The sequence below is a fragment of the Lactococcus sp. KTH0-1S genome (assembly GCF_052544945.1).
Genome location: NZ_CP195165.1, coordinates 157,261 through 177,586 on the forward strand (window position 1 = coordinate 157,261; position 20,326 = coordinate 177,586).

Here is a 20,326-nt window from a genome sequence, read left to right on the forward strand (position 1 = left end):
CCTTATTTATAAATTTGTAAATCTAATTTCTTGAATAGGAATGAACCCAAAAGCACAGAACTAATCGTAAAACAAAAACTTACACTTTCATGTTATCATAGTTAATATGGAAAGTAAAGCAGAAAATCGTAAAAAAATATTACAAATGTTAAAAAATTTTTCAGACTACGAGAAAAGGCGTCAGAATAAGGATGTTTTAAAGCAGTTAACCGCTTCCTCAAAATGGAAATCTGCAAAAAAAATAGCGCTTTATATGTCAATGCCAATTGAATTTAATTTGACAGAACTTTTCGACCAATCTGACGACAAAGAAATTTTGATTCCTAAATGCTTACCTGAGCGTCAAATGATTTTTGCCAAGTATGATAAAGAAAATCTTGTTCGCTCAAAATTTGGCTTGCTTGAGCCAAAATCTGAAATTGCAGTTGAGCCTGATTTTATCCTTGTTCCAGGCTTAATTTGGAATGATGAGGGTTATCGAATCGGTTTTGGTGGTGGTTATTATGACCGGTATTTGGCTAATTTTGAGGGAACAACGGCCTCTGTACTTTATGATTTTCAAAAAATGGATTTTGAGGCAGAAAGCCATGACATCGCAGTACAAGAACTTTTTATAGGGAGAAAAAATAATGAATTTTAATGAAATTAAACGAGATTTTACACGTTACAAGGCAACTTATATCTTATCAATTATCACACTCTTAGTTTGGTTATGGCAATTTTTTACTTACGGAATATCGGCAACTTCAGCAATCAACTTGTTCAATAGTGGAGCCATACTTGGTCAAGTTATGCTGTTTGACCCAAGCCAAATGTGGCGTTTGTTTACGGCACTCTTTATCCATATTGGTTGGGCACACGTTTTATTAAATGTGGCGACGCTCTTTTTCATCGGTCGGCAAATTGAAAATGTTTTTGGTTGGCTACGTTTTACTCTGATTTATCTTTTGTCAGGAATTTTTGGTAATGCCATGGTTTTTCTTTTGACACCTAGAGTGGTTTCGGCAGGGGCATCCACTTCTATATTTGGCCTCTTTGCGGCAGTTGTTGGTTTAGCATTTTTTACAAAACATCCATTTTTACAACAAATCGGTCGAATGTTTACTGTGTTGATTGTTGCTAACTTGGTTATGAATCTCTTTTCTTTAGGAAATGTAAGCATTTGGGCACATATTGGCGGGGCAATTGGTGGACTGCTTTTGTCAGCAATTTTTGCGCCTAAAGCTTTCATTCCATCTATTCCCCAACAATACCGTATTTTTGCAACAGGCGCCTTTGTTATTCTCTTGGTTCTCTTTATCGGTTTACCATTTTTCAAGTAAAAATTTGTTTTGCTTTTGAAAACATGAAAGTGCTTGCAAAGAATCTTTAATCTTGTTAGAATAAACTTAGTTAAAAAACTTGCTGAGGGAGAAAAAAATGAGAATTGATAAAATAGTTGATGCCCCGAGAGAATTTATCTTTGAAAAAATAATTGATTCGTGTCTATTTGACATTGAAAAAAATACAGGGAAACGTCCGAAAGTTAGAAGTTTAAATGGTTATGAATACAGTAAGAGCTTTGGGAAAAACCAAAGAGGAAGTATTAAAATTACAGAACTGACAGAACCAAGCATTTACGCTTTTACGACTAAAACAAATCGCAATACTTTTAGTACTCGCTGGGAATTGCATAAAATTGATGACCGAAGCACTCAGGTGGTCATTGAAGAGAACCAAACATCAAATGGTTTTATTCAGATGATTAACGACAAAGCTGTTGGTTTTTTCTTGGGACGTTTTAAAAAGCGCCAAATGGTTGCTGTTTTGGATAATGTCAATCGAGCTTACAATGGCGGTAGTGCAAGATAAGTAAAGTGTCAGACAATGAAAATTTCAAGACTTTCAGATTTACAAAGAAATAAGTTGTTTTCATGCGCTTTATTTTCAGTGATAAGCTAGTCGGAAAGATTATAATACTAAACTGAATTTTCAGTTTTACTGTTTGACTTTACTGACAGAATCAGCCTTGAATGAGAATTTTGAAATGGAAAGAATTAAAAAGTACTGATTGCTCTAAAGAACAAGATGCTGAAAGCTGTCAGTAATTTTGGGCTAAATATTTGGTCTCGAAGAAAATGAAATTAAAATTTTGATTTGAAACAGCCAATTTTGGCTGTTTTTTTATTGGACAATTAGAAAAAATTTAAAAAGAAAACGTTAACAAAAATGTTTTCTTATTCTTACAGATTTGTGTTAAAATGAAATTATGAATGCGAATACAAAAAATAATAAAGAATTTTTAGATTTGGCAACTTATGCCTTTCATAAGCCTAAAACAAAGGAACGGGCAAAATCTTTTGACAAATTACTTGAATTTTCAACTCCTTATGGCCACTACGAAAATCAAAAACTCACGTCAATGGTGATTGACTCACACTTTAATGTTTATTGGAAAAATCAAGAAGTCAAAACTTCTGGAATTGGTTATGTTGCCAGTTATCCTGAGTTTCGAGGCAATGGAGCCATTCGACAATTAATGACCAAAAGTTTGCGAGATAATTATGAAAAAGGAGTGATTTTTTCATATCTGGCACCATTTTCATATGCTTTTTATGAAAAATTTGGTTATCATTATGCTTTTAATCAAAAACATTATCGACTAGCAGCTCAAGATTTTCCTAAAGGTAAGAGAAGTGCGGGCGAAATTAGTCGAGAAAAGTTTGAGTTTGATGATGAAAATGCTAGTGAATTTTCTGTCAGTAAAAATACAGCCCTTTTTAAAGTACTGACAGAAGTTCATCAAAAGGCTGATAATCAAGGCTCGCTTGCTCGCTCTCCAGAACTTTGGTCTTACTTTTTCAGTTTTAAATCACAACCTCACTGTGCGATTTATCGCGAAAATGGTAAGGCTTTAGGCTATCTTCTTTATGAATTTTCAGAAATGACATTTGTTATCAAAGAACTGATAACTTTGACTAACGAGGCAAAACAAGCACTTTGTCGTTTTATTTCAAGCCATGCCGGTTCATTTTCGGAAATTAGTTGGCAAGCGCCCTCAGATATTCTCCTTGAAGAAGAACTGACAGAGCCACAGCGAGCAGAAATTAAGCTTGTTCCTTATATGCAGGCACGGATTGTTAACTTACAGGAATTTTTAAAAGTACACGGTCAGCCCGATTTTTCAGTTGAAATTACTGACGAAATTATTCCTGAAAACAATATCAGTCTTGGAGAAGGAAAAAGAGAAAAAATGACCATTGGCCAATTTACGGCAAAAATTTTAAAAGAGAATCAGGCGATTCTTCGTGAATACTTTTAAAAAAGTTACTGACAGCTTTGTCAGTAACTTTTTTGGTTAACCTTAAGAAATATAAAAATTAAAAAATTAGAATATTGTTGGAGGTGGAATTTGTTTATTACATTGGTATTACGTGCATTAATTGGTATAGGTCAATTTATCTTATTTTAAAGATTTTAACTGAAGAAAGCGTTAAACCTATCTAAAATTGAGAATTTATCGTTAATGTTTCAATTTAAGAAACATGTTTTTTTTGGGAAGATATCGCTTGCAAAAACGAAATGAAAGCCTTATCATAGACTTATGGTTTATTTCAGAAAGAAAAAAAGAAATAAACAAATAAGAAAAAGGAGAAAAAAATGGGAAAATTAGGGGTGTCTATCTATCCAGAACGATCCAACTTTGAGGCGGATAAAGCTTATCTTGATTTAGCGCATCAATATGGATTTAAGCGCGTCTTTACTTCTTTACTTGAAATTGATGGAGATAAAGAAGAGGTTCTTGCAGCTTTCAAAAAAGTTGTCGATTACGCCAATCAGTTAGGAATGGAAGTCATGGTGGATATCAATCCAGGTCTCTTTACACAACTTAACATTAGTTATGATGACCTCAGCTTTTTCCATGAAATGGGTGCAGATGGAGTTCGACTTGACATAGGATTCACAGGAGCCGAAGAAGCCAGAATGACCCGAAATCCTTACGGAATCAAAATTGAAATCAACATGAGTCAGGGAACAACCTATGTTGATTCAATAATGGATTACTCACCTGATACTGAAAAACTGTTGGGAAGTCACAATTTCTACCCACATCGTTACACAGGATTGGAATTTAACCATTATCTCAAATGTACAGAAAAATTCAAGGGCTATAATTTAAACACCATGGCCTTTGTCAATTCGCAAGCAGCAACATTTGGTCCTTGGCCAACTCAAGATGGCCTTTGTACTCTTGAAGACCATAGAAGCCTTGAAATTGCGACACAAGTTAAACATTACAAACTCCTCGGTGGAATTGATGATGTCACTATTGCCAACGCTTATGCGAGCGAAGAAGAACTTAAAGCGATGAGCCAAGCATTTAACGCAAGCATGCCTGAGATTAAAGTCGTTCCACGTGAAACAATCAGTGAAAATGAACGCAAATGTCTTTTTGAAGCGACACATAGCTACCGTGGTGATAAATCAGCTTACATGCTCCGTTCAACAATGACAAGAATCACTTATAAAGACCTTGAATTCCCCGCTCACGATACTGATAAAATTCAACGTGGCGATGTCATTATTGACAACGAAGGCTATGGTCAATATAAAGGTGAAACTCAAATCGCCTTACGTGAAATGGAAAATGATGGTCGAGTCAATGTGGTTGGACGTATCGCAGATGATGAATTATTCCTACTCGATTTCCTAAAACCATGGAGCTCATTTAAACTTATCGAGAGCAAAAAATAATCGATAATCTATGCCTGTCAGTACTGACAGAACCTTAATTATGTTCAAAAAGTTTTTTTGAAAGTTTATTTATTATTATATTATAAAGGAGGAATTCCATGAACGGAATTACTGCGTGGATGGAGAAATATCTCGTCCCTGTTGCGGCAAAGATTGGGTCTCAAAAACACCTAGTTGCGCTGCGTGACTCATTTATCGGTATGTTGCCAGCAACACTTGCTGGTGCCTTAGCTGCCATGATTTCAGCTATCGTGACAACATTCCCGTCAGCTATCCAACAAATGATGTTGGGAGCAACAGCATTCTCAAAATTAGCACCAGAGAAAGTCTGGACACTTGCTAATACACCAATCATTGGTGATTTGAACAATATTTCAGCCCTTGTTAACCAAGGAACACTGACAGTTATTGGTCTTATCTTTGCCTTTTCTTGGGGTTACAATTTGGCCCGTGCTTACGGAGTCAATGACCTCGCTGGTGGTATCGTATCAGTTGCAACCTTATTTGCAGGTTTGCCAAACCAAATGGGTAAATTTACAGCAGCCCTTGGTACAGGTAAAGCTGGTGTAGCAGCAACTGACAAGCTTAATGGCGTTCTTGGTGATCAAGGACTTGCCGCTTGGAAACCACTCTTTGCCTCAGCTCACCTCGATGCTGGAGCTTACTTCACAGTTATTATTATGGGTGCCCTTGCAGTTATTATTTATGCAAAACTCATGCTTGCTGACATCACAATTAAGATGCCAGAATCAGTTCCACCTGCAGTAGCAAAAGCTTTCTTAGCAATCATTCCTACAATTGCAGCACTTTATATCGTTGGTCTAATTTACTACATCATTGGTAAATTGACAAATGACTCTGTCATTAACTTGATTACCCACTATATCGCAGAGCCATTCCAAATTCTGTCACAAAATATCTTCTCAGTACTGATTGTTACACTCTTTGTTTCAGTCTTCTGGTTCTTCGGACTTCACGGACCAAACGTTTTGGCACCAGTACTCGATGGTATCTGGGGACCTCTTGGACTTAATAACCAAGCTCTCTACTTCCAAGTTCACTCACAAGGTATCCGTGACTTGATTGCTAAAGGTGCGGTTGATAAAGCACATGCCATTAATGGTGACTACGTTAACCTTTGGGTACGTGGTTCATGGGACGCCTTTGCATGGTTTGGTGGATCAGGTGGTACAATTACACTTGTTATTGCAATCATCCTCTTCTCTAAACGTAAAGACTACAAGATTGTTGGACGTCTCGGACTTGCACCTGGTATCTTCAACATCAACGAACCAGTCCTCTTCGGTCTGCCAGTTGTCTTGAATGCAATCTTCTTTATTCCATTTGCAGTCGCTCCATTGATTTCTGTAATCATTGCCTACACTGCAACAGCCCTTCACTTGGTTGACCCAGTTGTCAATGCTGTGCCATGGGTAACACCACCAATTATGAATGCCTTCATGGCAACCGGTTTTGACTGGCGGGCAATTGTCCTTACAATTATCAACTTGATCATTACCTTTGTTATCTGGGTACCATTCGTTATCGCAGCTAACAAGTTGGAAGAAACTGAACTCGACTAAATTTGAAATTAATGGTAGAGCAAGTGAGAAAACTTGCTCTACACATTTTTTGTTAAATCTGGTAAGATTTAGAATATAAACCTTATCAGATGTGATAAAAAAACACTCATAGAGGAGGAAATACTATGATACTCGTAAATTCTGCAATGATGCAAAAAGAAATTATTCAACTTTTAGAAGAAAATGGCTTTAAACATACAAAAAAACAAGGATTAAAACTTTTCTTTGAAACACCAACAGATGACGCAACGACTGACGCAGCAATGGCTAAACAGCTAATTAAAGGAAGCTCATTTGGAGCAGCTGTCTTCTTTAATGTGAGTGTTGTATGAGTACCTGGGGCATCGCTTTTATCAGTTTAGGGCTATTGCTTGTGGCTTATCAAAACTGGCTTGGTTTAGCAATCGTTTTAATTGGCTTGGCAATGATTCTTATTGGACGCAGCCAAAAAAAGAAAGCCAACAAAATAGAAGCAGAAAATCAACAAGCGCATAAAGATATAAAAATAAAATCAAGAAAATAAAGTTGTCTTTTAAGACAACTTTTTTAGGATAATCACGTAAAAATAAAAAAACAAATTCCAAAAGATAAAACAAAATAAAACGGTTACAAATGTTATAATATAGACTATAAACAAGTAATGGGGGAATAAAATGGAGCACAAAAAATTAAAAGCATTTCCAAATGATTTTCTATGGGGTTCAGCTTCGGCAGCCTATCAAGTTGAGGGAGCACCTTTTGAAGATGGCAAAAAAGCCAGCGTCTGGGATAATTTTGTCCGTATTCCAGGTAAGACTTTTAAAGGAACAAATGGGGATGTCGCTGTTGATCATTATCATCGCTATAAAGAAGATGTGGCTTTAATGAAAGAGTTGGGCCTTAAATCCTACCGTTTTTCAATTGCTTGGACGCGGATTTTACCTGACGGTCGTGGTGAAGTCAATCAAGCGGGCTTAAAATTCTATGAAGATTTGATTGATGAGTTGATTGCTAATGAGATTGAACCAATTGTCACGATTTATCACTGGGATTTGCCCCAAGCCTTAGAAGATTTATATGGTGGTTGGGAATCACGAGAAATTATTGCAGATTTTGTTAACTATGCTGAAGTTTTGTTTAAAGCTTTCAAAGGTAAAGTAAAATATTGGGTATCGCTTAATGAACAAAATATTTTTACAAGTCAAGGTTGGTCACTCGCGACTCACCCACCTGGAAAAAGAGATATGAAACTTTTTTATCAGGTCAATCATATTGCTAATCTGGCAAATGCTGCGGTAATCAATAAATTTCATGAACTTGAAATGGATGGACAAATTGGTCCTTCGTTTGCCTATACGCCACAATATGCTAAAGATTCTGACCCACTCAATGTTTTAGCGGCTGAAAATGCAGAAGAGCTTTATAGTCATTTTTGGATGGATGTTTATCTTTACGGAGAATACCCAATTGCGGCAATGGCTTATTTACGTGAAAATGGGCTAGCACCTGAATTTGAAGCAGGGGATGCTGAACTCTTGAAATCAGCTAAACCTGATTTTCTAGGTATTAATTATTACCAGACAGCTACTAACGCATGGAATCCAGTTGACGGAGGAGTTGGAGTCGGTTCCTTTAATACAAGTGGTAAAAAAGGAACAACCAAAGAATCAGGAATTCCAGGCCTCCATAAAAAAATTCAAAATCCTTTTATTGACCGAACAAATTGGGATTGGGAAATTGACCCTGAAGGCCTGAGAATTGCACTTCGTCGTATCACTTCTCGTTATCGTATTCCAGTGATGATTACAGAAAATGGCTTGGGCGAATATGATAAAGTTGAAGACGGAAAAATTCATGATGATTATCGAATCAAATATCTAGAAAGTCATGTTAAAGCAATCAAAGAAGCGATGACGGATGGAGCAAAAGTCATTGGTTATCACACATGGTCTTATACTGACCTCCTTTCTTGGTTAAATGGCTACCAAAAACGTTATGGTTTTGTTTATGTTGACCAAGATGAAACAATGGAGGGTTCATTGAAACGGATACCGAAGGATTCTTATTACTGGTATCAACATCTCATCGAAACAAATGCTGAAGAAGTCTAAATGAAAAGCGCTCTCTGAGTGCTTTTTTTATGATATAATAGAAAAAAACAAATGAGGTAAGAGATGAAAATTCGTGGATTTGAAGTGGTAACTAAATATAAAAATGCTGGAATTAATATACCAAAGCGTTCAACTGAACATTCAGCAGGTTATGACATTGAAGCAGCTGAAACCGTTAGTTTTGCGCCAGGGGAAATTAAATTAATTCCAACAGGCTTGAAGGCCTATATGCAGTCAGATGAAGTACTTTATATGTATGACCGTTCATCAAATCCTCGTAAAAAAGGATTGGTTTTAATCAATTCAGTAGGTGTTATTGACAAGGATTACTATAATAATCCTGATAATGAAGGGCATATGTTCATGCAGATGCGTAATTTCACTGATGAAGAAGTCCTAGTTGAAAAAGGGGAGCGCGTGGTTCAGGGAGTCTTCATGCCTTTCTTGGTCGCTGATGGCGATGAAAATCAAGAAAAAGAAGAACGGACTGGTGGTTTTGGGTCAACAGGAGCCTAATCCAAATTAAAGTAATTTAAGAAGCGCAATAGCGCTTTTTATTTTTGCGAACAGAAGCTTTTAAAGCCTATTCTTATTACCTGTGTTATAAATCTTATGTTTGTCACAAGCAAACTGTGAGAGCATCTGGAGATGCTTTATTGCTCTGAGGAAGAACTATAGCTATCTTAAGTTTCACTTGCTTATAAATTAGGCGAAAGCTAGTAAGACGAAATATTGTTTAGCCTTAGTAGCTATGCTATAATAGTATTATGAATAAACTGCGTATCCTCCATTTGAATGATTTACACTCTCACTTGGAACGTTTCCCTGTGATTGAGCGTTTTTTTGCGGAAAAATCACATGAAGAAGTTGAAAGTTTGTCTTTCGACTTGGGTGACAATGTGGATCGGGTTCATCCTTTGACGGAGGCAACAGAGGGACAATTTAATGTTGAATTGATGAATCGTTTAGATTTGACGGCGGCGACAATAGGTAATAATGAGGGACTAGGACTGACACATGAGATGCTTTCTCATCTCTATGATGAAGCTAATTTTCCTGTTCTCTTGTCAAATTTGGCGACAAATTTTGCACAATCTGAGCCTTTGATAGTCACGACTTCATTTGGCTTACGAATTGGATTAATTGGTTTGACAGCCCCTTATGTTCTTGCTTATCCACAGGCGGGCTGGGAATTGTCAGACCCTTTTGTGGTTTTAGATGAACTTTTACCAAAACTGGATTGTGATTTTACCATTTTACTTTCTCATTTGGGTAAGAATGTTGATGAGCAAATTGCAAAGGATTATGATGAGGTTGACTTGATTATTGGAGCTCATACACATCATTTATTTGAACATGGTGCTCAAGTTAATCAAACCCTTCTTGCAGCTGCTGGACGCTATGGCGAATATGTGGGGCAAATTGATTTAACTTTTAATGAAAATAATCAATTAGTTGATGCACAAATTGAAGCGACAGCAACCAATACGCTTCCTCAAAGAAAATCGGATTTGGTAGAAACCAATGGTTGGGAACTGAGAGGGCATAAACTCTTAGAAGGAACAGTCGTTGCTGATTTACCTGAAGCCTTACCTAATGTTTTACCGGATTTCAAAGCAAGTCATTATTTGGCAAAAATCTTTGCGGATTATGGAAATACAAAACTTTGTCTCATGAATTCCGGCTTGTTGGTGACGGATGAATTACCAAATCATTTAACTTTAGATGATTTACATGAATTTTTACCCCATTCGATTCGTTTAGTTCGTTTCACATTTACAGGTGAAGAACTTAGACAAGTTTTGCTTGAAATTATGGATGTTTCGGATTTCCTTGCCACCCAAAAAATTCAAGGAATGGGTTTTCGTGGAAAAACATTTGGTTCTCTTATATTTCATGGAATTGAGCCACACGAAGGTAATTTTTACATAAAAAATTCGGAAAATCAGTCACTTGAAAAAATTTCTGATGAAGAGAGTTATCAAATTGTTTTACCTGACCAATATTTGTTTGCTTGGTATTTTCCTTTATTGAAAAAATTGGGAAAATCAGAAATTTTATTCCCTTATTTCTTACGAGAAATTGTAGCAGAACATTTTAAAAATAAATAGAAATAGAAAAATTAATGGCTAAAGTAATAGACGAAAGTAAGTTAAATTATAATAAATATCCTGGCGAACATGTTATGGCAGTAGGGGAAGTTGTTCAAGTTGGACAACGAACTTTTCATATTGTTCATAATTATCGTGAGGCTTTTGATGCGGAAAAATTAGAACAACGCTTTTCTGATGTTTTAGATAAGTATGATTATATTGTGGGAGATTGGGGCTTTGAGCAACTGCGTTTGAAGGGTTTTTTCTCAACCAGTCGTAGAAAAATGTTGGCAGACAATAAAATTGATCATCTTGAAGATTATGTCAATGAATATTGTAATTACGGTTGTGCTTATTTTGTTTTACGGCGGATTCGGACAAAAGATGAAGCCTTTGTTTCTGAGAAACTTTTTACCGAAAAAGAGTTGAAGCAAGGATTTGATAAGCCACGTCGTAAGAGAAATCGTAATCGCAATCGGGCGCGTGATGAGCAGAAAGTTAATGCTAAAGAAGACAAACGTTCAGAAAATTCATCAGAAGCTCGTAAAGATTTTAAAATTCGTGAAAAATCTACTGACAGAAAACCAAAAGTTACTGACAAAAATAAAAAAGTTTCTGTCAGTAAAAAATCTCAAGAGAGAAAAACAGACAATAAAAAACAAAATCCAGCTAAAGATTCTGATAAAAAATTTACAATGAAAAAACGGAATCCTCGTAAAAAAGTTGAGCAAACAGAGACTAAAAAGCAAGAGAATCAAGGCTTTGTCATTCGTAATCGTAAAAAGGATTGAGGATTTTGTAAAAGTTATTTGACGGTCAGCCAACTTGTCAAAGACTAAAAATTATCGTAGAATTAACATTTATGGACTTCTAAGTGATTTAGTTTTTCATAAATAAATGATAATAATTTAAATTGATTTTATGAGTGTATTCAAGGGATATGAAAAATTGCACGATTAAAATTTGAGATACTTAAGGAAAATAATGACAGAGAATATAATAACAGAAACGCGTCCTTCAATTTATGGATTGACACGTGACCAATTAATTGAATGGGCAATTGAAAATGGAGAAAAGAAATTCCGAGCAACTCAGGTTTGGGATTGGCTTTACCGTAAACGTGTTCAATCTTTTGAAGAAATGAGCAATTTATCAGCTGCTTTTATTGATAAACTTAATGAGCATTTTATTTTGAATCCATTAGAACAAGTTGTTGTTCAAGAATCTGCTGACGGAACAGTGAAATATCTATTTATGCTCCCTGACAAGATGATGATTGAAACAGTTTTGATGCGTCAATCTTATGGTTTGTCTGTTTGTGTGACAACTCAAGTAGGTTGTAATATGGGTTGTACTTTCTGTGCTTCTGGGATTTTGAAAAAAGAACGTGATGTGACTGCTGGGGAAATTGTCAGCCAAATCATGCTCGTTCAAAAATACTTTGATGAACGTGGTTTAGATGAACGTGTTTCACACGTGGTAGTTATGGGAATTGGTGAACCTTTTGATAATTACGAACATCTAATGAACTTCTTGCGTGTTATTAATGATGATAATGGACTGGCAATTGGGGCCCGTCACATCACAGTTTCGACTTGTGGATTTATGCCAGCAAAAATTAAAGAATTTGCGCATGAAAATCTACAAATTAATTTAGCAATTTCACTTCATGCTCCAAATAATGAGTTGCGGACTTCATTGATGCGTATTACTCGTAATGCACCACTTGAAAAACTTTTTGATGCGATTGACTATTATACAGAAACAACCAATCGACGTGTGACTTACGAATATATTATGCTTTCTGGTGAAAATGACAGTCCAGAAATTGCTCAACAGTTGGCTGACTTGATAAAACCTAGAAATAAATTGTCTTATGTTAACTTGATTCCTTACAATCCAGTTGCGGAACATATTAAATATGAACGTTCAACAAAAGATAATACGGCAAAATTTTATGATGTTTTGAAGAAAAATGGCATTAACTGTGTCGTTCGTCAAGAACATGGAACAGATATTGATGCAGCTTGTGGACAATTACGTTCAAAACAAATTAAGAAAAATAAGGCTAAATTAGCCTAATAAAAAACTGCTGACCAGGCAGTTTTTTTATTTCCGCTTTTGTCAGTAAAATATTTCGGAAATAACTTATATTTAATAAAAAAATAAATATAATGAATAAATATGCTATGCAAAAGTGGAAAAAATTTGCTAAAATATAAACAAAGAAAAAACGGGTGTCTGCTCTACTAGACTTGGAAATTGATGCAAACAATTTCAGAGAAACTATTCAGCTACATCTCATAAGAGGAATAGAGGAGTATCATGGATTACGTAAAGCTCAATAAATCACGACACAAAGTAAAAAACTTTGACGGTAAAAAAATTCCCACAGTGGATGTTAAACAAATTATTTCTGCAGCAAGTTTAGCTCCTTCTGCCCACAATATTCAAAGTTGGCATTTTGTCATTGTAGAATCAGAAGAAAAACGGGAAGCATTACTTTCTGAAGTTGATCCTGGCAATCACGAACAAATCAAACAAGCTGGTGCAGTCATTGTCCTCTTTAGCGATACAGATTTAGTTGAACGTTCTCGTGAGATTGCTAGATTAGGAGCTGGAGAATTGGATGATGAACAACTTCTGCGCTTCAATAGTCGTTATCCACAAATGTATGAAGGATTTGAAGAACTTCATGAAAGTAATTATCTTTCTATCAATATTGGTTTGGTTACAATGAATCTTGTTTTGGCTATTAAAAATTACGGTTATGAAAGCAACATCATCATGGGCTTTAATCGAACTCAAAAAGTGAATGAACTTTTAGAAGTTGAAAAACGTTATCGCCCAGAACTAATTATTCCGCTTGGAAATTCAGAAGATAAAGGAAAACCAAGTTACCGCCTACCTCAAAGTCAAATTATGGAAATTCGATAAAAAAAGGAGTTCATCTGAACTTCTTTTTACTTATGAAAAAAAGCCATTATGTTCGCAACATTGGGTCTATTTTGCTAAAATGGAGTAAGATATTTGATAAGTCATTATCAAAAGAAATGAATGAATTATCGAGAGGAAAGAGAAAAAACATTGCTCACATTTTGGCAGGATTATCCCGAAATTCAGAATAAATTAAAGGATGTTCAAGCGCTCATGATTGAGCGTTTAAAAATTAATAATCAAGAGATAGAAGCAGCACTAGAGAAATTTGCATCACGTGGCGGGAAAATGGTTCGTCCTGCACTTTTTTTGCTGTTCGCTGGGATTGTCCCTAATGGCTCTAAAGATGAAGAGAAGCTCATTAAAATCGCTGCATCATTAGAGATGCTTCATTCAGCAACATTGATTCACGATGATATTATCGATGACTCCCCTTTAAGACGTGGTTTACCGTCAATAGAGTCACAATTTGGCAAAGATGTAGCTGTTTATGCTGGAGATTTTGTTTATACTGTTTATTTTGAATTATTGATTGAAACCATGAATGGGACAAGTTTTGTCGCTAAAAATGCTCAATCAATGAAAAAAATTCTTCAGGGTGAATTGACTCAAATGCAATCTGCTTTTGACAAAAATAATACAGCGAGACGCTATATGAAAGCAATTAGCGGAAAAACAGCTGAATTACTGAGTCTTAGCTGTTTAGAAGGTGTTTATTTTGCTGGCGGGGATAAAAAATTACAACATTCTGCCCGTAAAATTGGTCGAGCAATTGGTCTTGCTTTTCAAGTTTATGATGACATTTTAAATTTTACAGTAGGACTTGATGAAGCTGATAAACCTATTTTGACAGATTTCCGTCAAGGGATTTATACATTACCTTTACTCTTGGCTCGTGAAGTAAATGATGAAGCGATTGCTCCTTATTTAGAAGCGCCAGAAAATTTGTCAAGACAAGAATGTTTAGATTTAGCAGAATTAGTGACAGAATCAGGTGGGATAGCAGGAGCGCTCCTTGTTGCTGGAAGATTAACAGAACTGGCTTTGAATGAAATTCGGAAATTACCAGAATCGCCAAATCGGCAGATTTTAGAAGAAGCAACACAAATTTTATTGGAAAGAAATTATTGAAAACCTGTCACTGACAGGCTTTTTCATAGAAAATTTTACTGACAGCTATTAGAAAATTTTTCTGTCAGTAACTTTTGAGATAAAGCTTTTAAAGCTAGTATTTCTCTAGTTTGATTTTAAAAGATTTGATTTAAAATGTGATAAAATAAGAAATAGTTTTTATAGACGAATTGATAAATAAAAAGAGGAAATAATGAATTTTAAAATATTTGCTGAACTAATTGAATTGAAAGCTAAAACTGCTTCAATTTTTCCATTTTTACTAGGGCTTGCTTACTCGCTTTACCATTATCAGTCAGTCAATTTGTCAGCACTTGCCATTTATTTTGTGGCAATGTTTATGTTCAACTGTTTTGTTGATATTTGGGACAACTATAATGATTATCATAAAGCAGTAGATACAGATGATTATCAAAAAAATACAAATATTATCGGACGCGAGAACTTATCAATGGGACTCATCAAAAGTTTATTGGCCTTTTTCTTTTTTGGTAGTCTGATTTTAGGAATTGTTGTCGCTTTAATGACTGGTTGGGCAGTCTTTTGGTTGGGAATACTCTGCTATGCTGTTGGAGTTTTCTATGCTGGAGGGCCAAAACCACTCTCATCACTTCCACTTGGTGAACTTTTATCAGGTTTGACAATGGGTTATGTCATTTTTCTGATTTGCCTTTATATCAATAGTTCTCAGAATTTTGTTTGGTCATTTGCGAATCTGGCAACCACTTTCTTGATTGCTTTACCTAATACATTATTGATTGCAAATCTGATGTTAGCCAATAACACCTGCGATTTAGAAGAAGATGAAGCCAATCACCGCTACACAATCGTGCATTATATTGGGAAAAAGGCAGCACTTATTTGGTGGATTACAGCTTTAATTTTGGCTTTTGTTGCCATTGTTGTTGCTGTAATTTTAGGATTACTTTCTCCAATTATGCTTTTGATTCTGTTAATTGCACCATTGATGATAAAATTTGCTCGACCATATTTGCAAAAACAAGTAAAAAAAGAAACATTTATTTCATCGGTTAAAATCTTAATGGTTTTTCAACTTGTACAAGTCCTACTATTCTTTGTTAGTTTAATTAAATTTTAAAAAAGAAAAACTCCAAATGAATTAATTTGGAGTTTTATTATTGATTGTTTTAGATTGATTTGTTTTTTCAGTTAGTGGTCTTGCACCATTAACCAGAGCGATTAAAGCAAAGACTGGACCACCGATATAAGGAAGGAATAACCAGCAAAGATTTCCTAAGTGGAAATTAAAGAAAACAATTAAAAAGACATATAGGGCGATTCCTAGAAGAAATAAAAGATAAATAGGTAATGCTTTATTTGCAATTTCTGCTCGACTGCCAGCACTAGTAGATATTTTTGAAAAAAGGAGTAGCGTTGGTAAAATCAAAATGCCATAAATCATTGAAACTAGGGCAAAAATTCTACGGAAAGTTGAACTTTGAGCAAGAGTAGGTAACTTACGTGCTGTAAGTTGTGGACTACGTTCTTGAATGGCGGCAATGAATTTTTCTCTTTGAGTCCAACCCGTGTAAAATAATGCGAAAGCGAGTGTACCAAAAATAAACCATTCGTAGAGAATTGTCAGAGGGTTGGTTTGTTGTGAAGATAAACTACCCGAACTGGCCATGATTGCCATGAAATCATTCATGGCATGTACCACAATCGCAAAAATCAAATTGCTTGTTTTCATGTAAACCACAGCTGCGAAAAGTCCAAAAGCCATAACTCCAAGAACTTGAATGATAGTATTTTCTAAAGGTTGATTACGAATATTGACCAAATGCATGAGTCCAAATAGTATACTTGAAATAAATAAAGGAACAATAATCTTATCCTTAGAATTTTTAACTAAAATACCAAAAATCAAACCTCTAAAAGAGAGTTCTTCAGCAAAACCAATTAATAAAGTGGCTCCAATGGCTAGAAAAATATACGAAGCAGGGGCATGTTTTCCTATTGCAAGAACTAAACCTGCCAAAAACATGACTAAAGGAAGAATGAGCATTCCTAATGCTTTTTTCCAGTTATATCCTTTAAATAGCAATTTTTGATGCCAGAAAAAATGATTGAGTAGCAGTAAGATGATGATAATTGGAATTTCTTGAATAATAATAGAGGTTAGTGAAGCAAAATGTCCGAGGCTGCGTAACCAATTGATAAGACCAAGAGCCTTGAGAATAGGATTGAGTGCCAGTAAGTAGGCAAGCCAGACCAAGAAAACACTAAAGACGCTGATGTATTTTTTCATAGAAGACCTTTCTTGAGTTCAAAAATAGTTGTCAGTGAGCCTTTGTGAAAAAACTTTGACAGATTTTGCATAATGTTTCAGTTATATTTTGATTATAGTTATAAATTTTCTTCTTGTCAATTATAAACAAAGGGTAATTGGCAGGTAAATCAAGATTATTAAGTGAAAAGTACTGACAAAATTATAGGTATTCTAAAACATTCAAAATAAGCTTAAAAAAAATACTGACAGACTTGCTATGGTAGTAAATTTAACCATAATAAGTCTGTCAGTAACTTTTTTAATTACAACAATCATGTTTAACATCTGTTTTTTTAGTTGAATGAGATTCAGCTGAAACAGGTAGAGCCGCCGCTCCCTTGACCGGACAAGTGTTAACGTTGCAGTCTTCGCAAGCCCCTTTGCTACGAACAGTTTTAAAAATGGCAAATCCAGTAATAATGAGGATGACAGCCAAAATGACAATACTAGCTAAGTTCATAAGTAAGACCTTTCCCTTTTCTGAAAATGAAATATAAACCAACCGACAATACAATTAATGCTAATAAACTAAAAACATCAAAGTTTTGTGAGCTAAACAAACTACCCAATTGATAAATAATGAAACTCATGCTATAAGCAACTAAAGTTTGAAAACCAACCGCTCGTAAAGTCCAACGAACATCGCCCATTTCCTTATAAATTGTTGAAATTGCAGCAACACATGGTGCGCAAAGCAGATTGAAAACAAGGAGAGAATAAGCGGAAAGAGGAGTATAGGTAGCTTGGACAGCGGACCAGAGTTGGTGACTGTCAGAAGAATTATGAGCAAAAAGGACACCCATTGTTCCGACGATCGTTTCTTTGGCAATTAGTCCAGTAATTGTAGCGACTGTTGCCCGCCATTCCCCAAAACCAAGAGGAGCAAAGATAATAGCAACAACTTTACCAACATCAGCAAGAATAGATTGACTCGCATCAACATGGGCCAAGGTCCAATTATAATTTGAAGTGAACCAAATCAGAACATTCATAGCGAAAATGATCGTACCAGCCCGCTTGACGAAAGAAAACGCACGGTCGAAAGCATATTTTAAAACAGTCATCGCATAAGGTAAATGATAGGCAGGAAGTTCCATGATGAAAGCCGAAGTATCACCAGAAAACATCCTTGTTTTTTTCAAAATAATACCAGAGAGAATAATCATGGACATTCCCAAAAAGTAAGCACTAGGAGCAACCCAAGAAGCATGAGGGAAAAAAGCACCAGAAACTAATGCGATAATAGGGAGTTTGGCAGAACAAGGCATAAAAGTTGTGACCATAATTGTAATTTTTCGGTCACGCTCTTGCTCAATCGTTCTCGTCGCCATAATTCCAGGTACGCCACAGCCAGAAGCAATAAGCATGGGGATAAAAGACTTGCCAGAAAGGCCAAATCGTCTAAAAATTCGGTCCATGACAAAGGCTACCCGAGCCATATATCCAGAATCTTCCAGAATTCCTAAAAGTAAAAAGAGAACAAAAATCTGTGGAACAAAACCTAAAATTGCTCCGATTCCAGCAACGACACCATTTAAAACTAAATCTTGAACCCAAGGGGTAACCGCTAAAGCATTCATTCCATTGGCAATTAAATCAGGAAGCCATTGACCAAAGAAGACATCATTGAGCCAATCGGTCGCTGCTGTTCCGACCGTTTGAATAGAAATAAAATAGACCAACCACATGATAAAAACAAAAATAGGAAGTCCCAACCATTTATGGGTAATAATCTGGTCGATTCGATCTGTCAGATTAATTTTACCAGTTTCAGTCTGAGTAACGCAAAGTTGAACAATATGACCAATTAAATCATAACGTTCATTAACGATAATTGATTCACGGTCATCTGCCATTAATTTTTCGGTGATAGAAACAATTTCCTCAATTTCAGCCAGCTGTTTTGCTGATAAGTCAGCTTGAGAATTGTCAGTATGAAGTTGCTGGTTTAGCGCTTTATCTGTTTCTCCAGCTAATAAAAGTTTGTCGCCTTCGAAAACTTTTATTTGTTCAAAACGATTGGTAAAACCAGTTACTTTACCAATTTCTGAGAGCGCCCCTTCAAGTCGATGGTCATAATCTAAAGGCTGACTTTCATGACTTTTTAGTGCTGCTTTAACAACCTCATCTAAACCTTTATTTTTAATGGCCGAGGTTGTAACAACAGGAATTCCAAGGCTATAAGAAAGTTTTTCAATGTCGATTTTTTTCCCTTGACCAGCCAAAAGGTCGCTCATATTAAGCGCTAAAACCATAGGGATTCCAAGTTCCATCAGCTGTAAAGTCAAATAAAGTGAACGCTCTAAATTCGTTGAATCCACAATATTAATGAGGGCATCCGGTGGTGTTTTTGTCAAAAAATCTCTGGCAACTTGCTCATCAAGTGAATAAGGAGAAAGAGAGTAAAGACCAGGTAAATCTTGGATACAAATACTTTTATCTTTTCGATAAAATCCAGATTTCTTTTCGACCGTAACACCTGGCCAATTACCAACTTGCTGATTTGAACCGGTTAGTTGATTAAAAATACTCGTTTTTCCACTATTGGGGTTTCCGAGTAGTGCAATTATTTTCATATTATTAAAATTTCTTCTTAAATTTCGTTAGACTTTGTTAAGTATTCTAGGACAATTTCTTTACAAAAATAACGATAAAAATAGGTCAACAATTTTGCTTACTATCGTTCAAGAACGACTTTAATTTTTTCAGCATCGGTCTTTCTCAAAGAGAGAGAATAGCCTCGAAGCCTAAGTTCAAGAGGGTCGCCAAGTGGGGCTAATTTTTGCAGATGAACACTTGTTCCTCGCGTAATGCCCATGTCCATCAAGCGGCGCCTGATATCAGACGTTGCGTCGATCATGCGAACGACACCAGTTTGGCCAACTTGCAAGTGAGCTAAACCAATGATATCCTCGCTAGAACGTTCTTCTTTTACAAAAATTTGCTCCAAAAATTCAGAACTTAAAGCAAGGCGAGTTTCATCAATTTTGACAATTGCATTCTCGCCGTCAGTAGAAATTAATGTTATTTTTTTATCGGAAATCATACCTAAATCACGCAGTTTAGCTTGATTCTTCCCAATAATTTTATGAATATAATAAATTTGCCCAATATGGGTATCGTTAAGAGTTTTCATTTTACCTCCCGAAATCAAATGATTACAGAAAATGTCAAGTACGTTTTACATTTATGATTATATCAAAATTTAAAGTACGATACAAGAATTTTCTGAAAAATAACAGTAACTTTTAATGTTTAAGAAATGGAGCTCCTAAAATCTTTAAGTGCTTTCAATGGAAATCAATAGGGATTTTTGATAGGATGAATCATATCAGATGAGGACTTGTTTTTGACAAAAAAAGCTTGTGGACAGCCTAATGTAAAGGGATCAAGCCCTTTGTCAACCAAGTTTACACTAGTGTCAAAAAGGTTGACAGTCAATGGACACATGTAGGAAAGGAAAATTGC

20 protein-coding genes are annotated in these 20,326 nt (G+C 35.6%); 16 read left to right on the forward strand and 4 right to left on the reverse strand.

The window, feature by feature from the left end; genetic code table 11:
• The first annotated feature begins 106 nt into the window (after window positions 1–106).
• The 16 genes from ACRYLU_RS00795 (at window position 107) to ACRYLU_RS00870 (ending at window position 15,667) form a co-directional block, all read left to right on the forward strand.
• Window positions 107–640 carry a 5-formyltetrahydrofolate cyclo-ligase gene (locus ACRYLU_RS00795; protein ID WP_003129736.1) on the forward strand — a complete coding sequence of 178 codons (534 nt, stop codon included), beginning with the start codon at window positions 107–109 and terminating at the stop codon, window positions 638–640.
• Entirely contained in the window at window positions 630–1,322 is a 693-nt protein-coding gene (locus ACRYLU_RS00800; RefSeq protein ID WP_058205544.1) for a rhomboid family protein, read from the forward strand. Before ACRYLU_RS00795 ends, ACRYLU_RS00800 begins: the two co-directional genes overlap by 11 nt.
• 97 nt (window positions 1,323–1,419) lie before the next feature.
• Entirely contained in the window at window positions 1,420–1,851 is a 432-nt protein-coding gene (locus ACRYLU_RS00805; protein WP_445081071.1) for a DUF3284 domain-containing protein, read from the forward strand.
• A gap of 397 nt (window positions 1,852–2,248) precedes the next feature.
• Complete coding sequence (locus ACRYLU_RS00810) at window positions 2,249–3,301, forward strand: GNAT family N-acetyltransferase (RefSeq protein WP_445081072.1); 1,053 nt, start codon at window positions 2,249–2,251, stop codon at window positions 3,299–3,301.
• Between the two features lie 338 nt (window positions 3,302–3,639).
• Window positions 3,640–4,734, forward strand: coding sequence for a DUF871 domain-containing protein (locus ACRYLU_RS00815; RefSeq protein WP_038598659.1), 1,095 nt, complete (start codon window positions 3,640–3,642; stop codon window positions 4,732–4,734).
• Between the two features lie 98 nt (window positions 4,735–4,832).
• Window positions 4,833–6,317 carry a PTS sugar transporter subunit IIC gene (locus ACRYLU_RS00820; protein WP_012897016.1) on the forward strand — a complete coding sequence of 495 codons (1,485 nt, stop codon included), beginning with the start codon at window positions 4,833–4,835 and terminating at the stop codon, window positions 6,315–6,317.
• Between the two features lie 125 nt (window positions 6,318–6,442).
• Window positions 6,443–6,649 carry a hypothetical protein gene (locus ACRYLU_RS00825; protein WP_010905174.1) on the forward strand — a complete coding sequence of 69 codons (207 nt, stop codon included), beginning with the start codon at window positions 6,443–6,445 and terminating at the stop codon, window positions 6,647–6,649.
• Window positions 6,646–6,840 (forward strand): hypothetical protein, encoded by a 195-nt coding sequence (locus ACRYLU_RS00830; RefSeq protein WP_445081073.1) that lies wholly within the window; start codon window positions 6,646–6,648, stop codon window positions 6,838–6,840. The genes ACRYLU_RS00825 and ACRYLU_RS00830 overlap by 4 nt, the downstream gene beginning before the upstream one ends.
• Window positions 6,841–6,970: 130 nt before the next feature.
• The gene (locus tag ACRYLU_RS00835; protein WP_038598670.1) at window positions 6,971–8,407 is read left to right on the forward strand and encodes a glycoside hydrolase family 1 protein; all 1,437 of its coding nucleotides are present in this window, start codon (window positions 6,971–6,973) and stop codon (window positions 8,405–8,407) included.
• 63 nt (window positions 8,408–8,470) lie between these two features.
• Entirely contained in the window at window positions 8,471–8,923 is a 453-nt protein-coding gene (locus tag ACRYLU_RS00840) for a dUTP diphosphatase (protein WP_038598673.1), read from the forward strand.
• Window positions 8,924–9,174: 251 nt separating this feature from the next.
• The gene (locus ACRYLU_RS00845) at window positions 9,175–10,518 is read left to right on the forward strand and encodes a bifunctional metallophosphatase/5'-nucleotidase (RefSeq protein ID WP_038598676.1); all 1,344 of its coding nucleotides are present in this window, start codon (window positions 9,175–9,177) and stop codon (window positions 10,516–10,518) included.
• 14 nt (window positions 10,519–10,532) lie between these two features.
• The gene (locus ACRYLU_RS00850; protein ID WP_015081911.1) at window positions 10,533–11,291 is read left to right on the forward strand and encodes a YutD family protein; all 759 of its coding nucleotides are present in this window, start codon (window positions 10,533–10,535) and stop codon (window positions 11,289–11,291) included.
• A 193-nt stretch (window positions 11,292–11,484) separates the two neighbouring features.
• On the forward strand, window positions 11,485–12,582 hold the full coding sequence (rlmN, locus tag ACRYLU_RS00855; RefSeq protein WP_058205540.1) for a 23S rRNA (adenine(2503)-C(2))-methyltransferase RlmN: 1,098 nt from the start codon (window positions 11,485–11,487) through the stop codon (window positions 12,580–12,582).
• A gap of 243 nt (window positions 12,583–12,825) precedes the next feature.
• The gene (locus ACRYLU_RS00860; protein WP_038598686.1) at window positions 12,826–13,437 is read left to right on the forward strand and encodes a nitroreductase family protein; all 612 of its coding nucleotides are present in this window, start codon (window positions 12,826–12,828) and stop codon (window positions 13,435–13,437) included.
• Between the two features lie 150 nt (window positions 13,438–13,587).
• Complete coding sequence (locus tag ACRYLU_RS00865) at window positions 13,588–14,568, forward strand: polyprenyl synthetase family protein (protein WP_012897024.1); 981 nt, start codon at window positions 13,588–13,590, stop codon at window positions 14,566–14,568.
• A gap of 193 nt (window positions 14,569–14,761) precedes the next feature.
• Window positions 14,762–15,667, forward strand: a complete 906-nt coding sequence (locus ACRYLU_RS00870) for a prenyltransferase (protein WP_445081074.1) — start codon at window positions 14,762–14,764, stop codon at window positions 15,665–15,667.
• Between the two features lie 21 nt (window positions 15,668–15,688).
• Here ACRYLU_RS00870 and ACRYLU_RS00875 read toward each other — a convergent pair whose 3' ends face one another.
• The 4 genes from ACRYLU_RS00875 to ACRYLU_RS00890 form a co-directional block, all read right to left on the reverse strand.
• Window positions 15,689–16,837 (reverse strand): CPBP family intramembrane glutamic endopeptidase, encoded by a 1,149-nt coding sequence (locus ACRYLU_RS00875; protein WP_038598692.1) that lies wholly within the window; start codon window positions 16,835–16,837, stop codon window positions 15,689–15,691.
• A gap of 280 nt (window positions 16,838–17,117) precedes the next feature.
• Complete coding sequence (locus ACRYLU_RS00880) at window positions 17,118–17,318, reverse strand: hypothetical protein (RefSeq protein ID WP_003129760.1); 201 nt, start codon at window positions 17,316–17,318, stop codon at window positions 17,118–17,120.
• A complete protein-coding gene (gene feoB / locus ACRYLU_RS00885; protein ID WP_058205538.1) occupies window positions 17,305–19,434 on the reverse strand; it encodes a ferrous iron transport protein B in 2,130 nt (709 codons plus the stop codon). Before feoB ends, ACRYLU_RS00880 begins: the two co-directional genes overlap by 14 nt.
• Window positions 19,435–19,535: 101 nt before the next feature.
• Window positions 19,536–19,994 (reverse strand): ferrous iron transport protein A, encoded by a 459-nt coding sequence (locus ACRYLU_RS00890; protein WP_038598698.1) that lies wholly within the window; start codon window positions 19,992–19,994, stop codon window positions 19,536–19,538.
• Window positions 19,995–20,326: the final 332 nt, after the last annotated feature.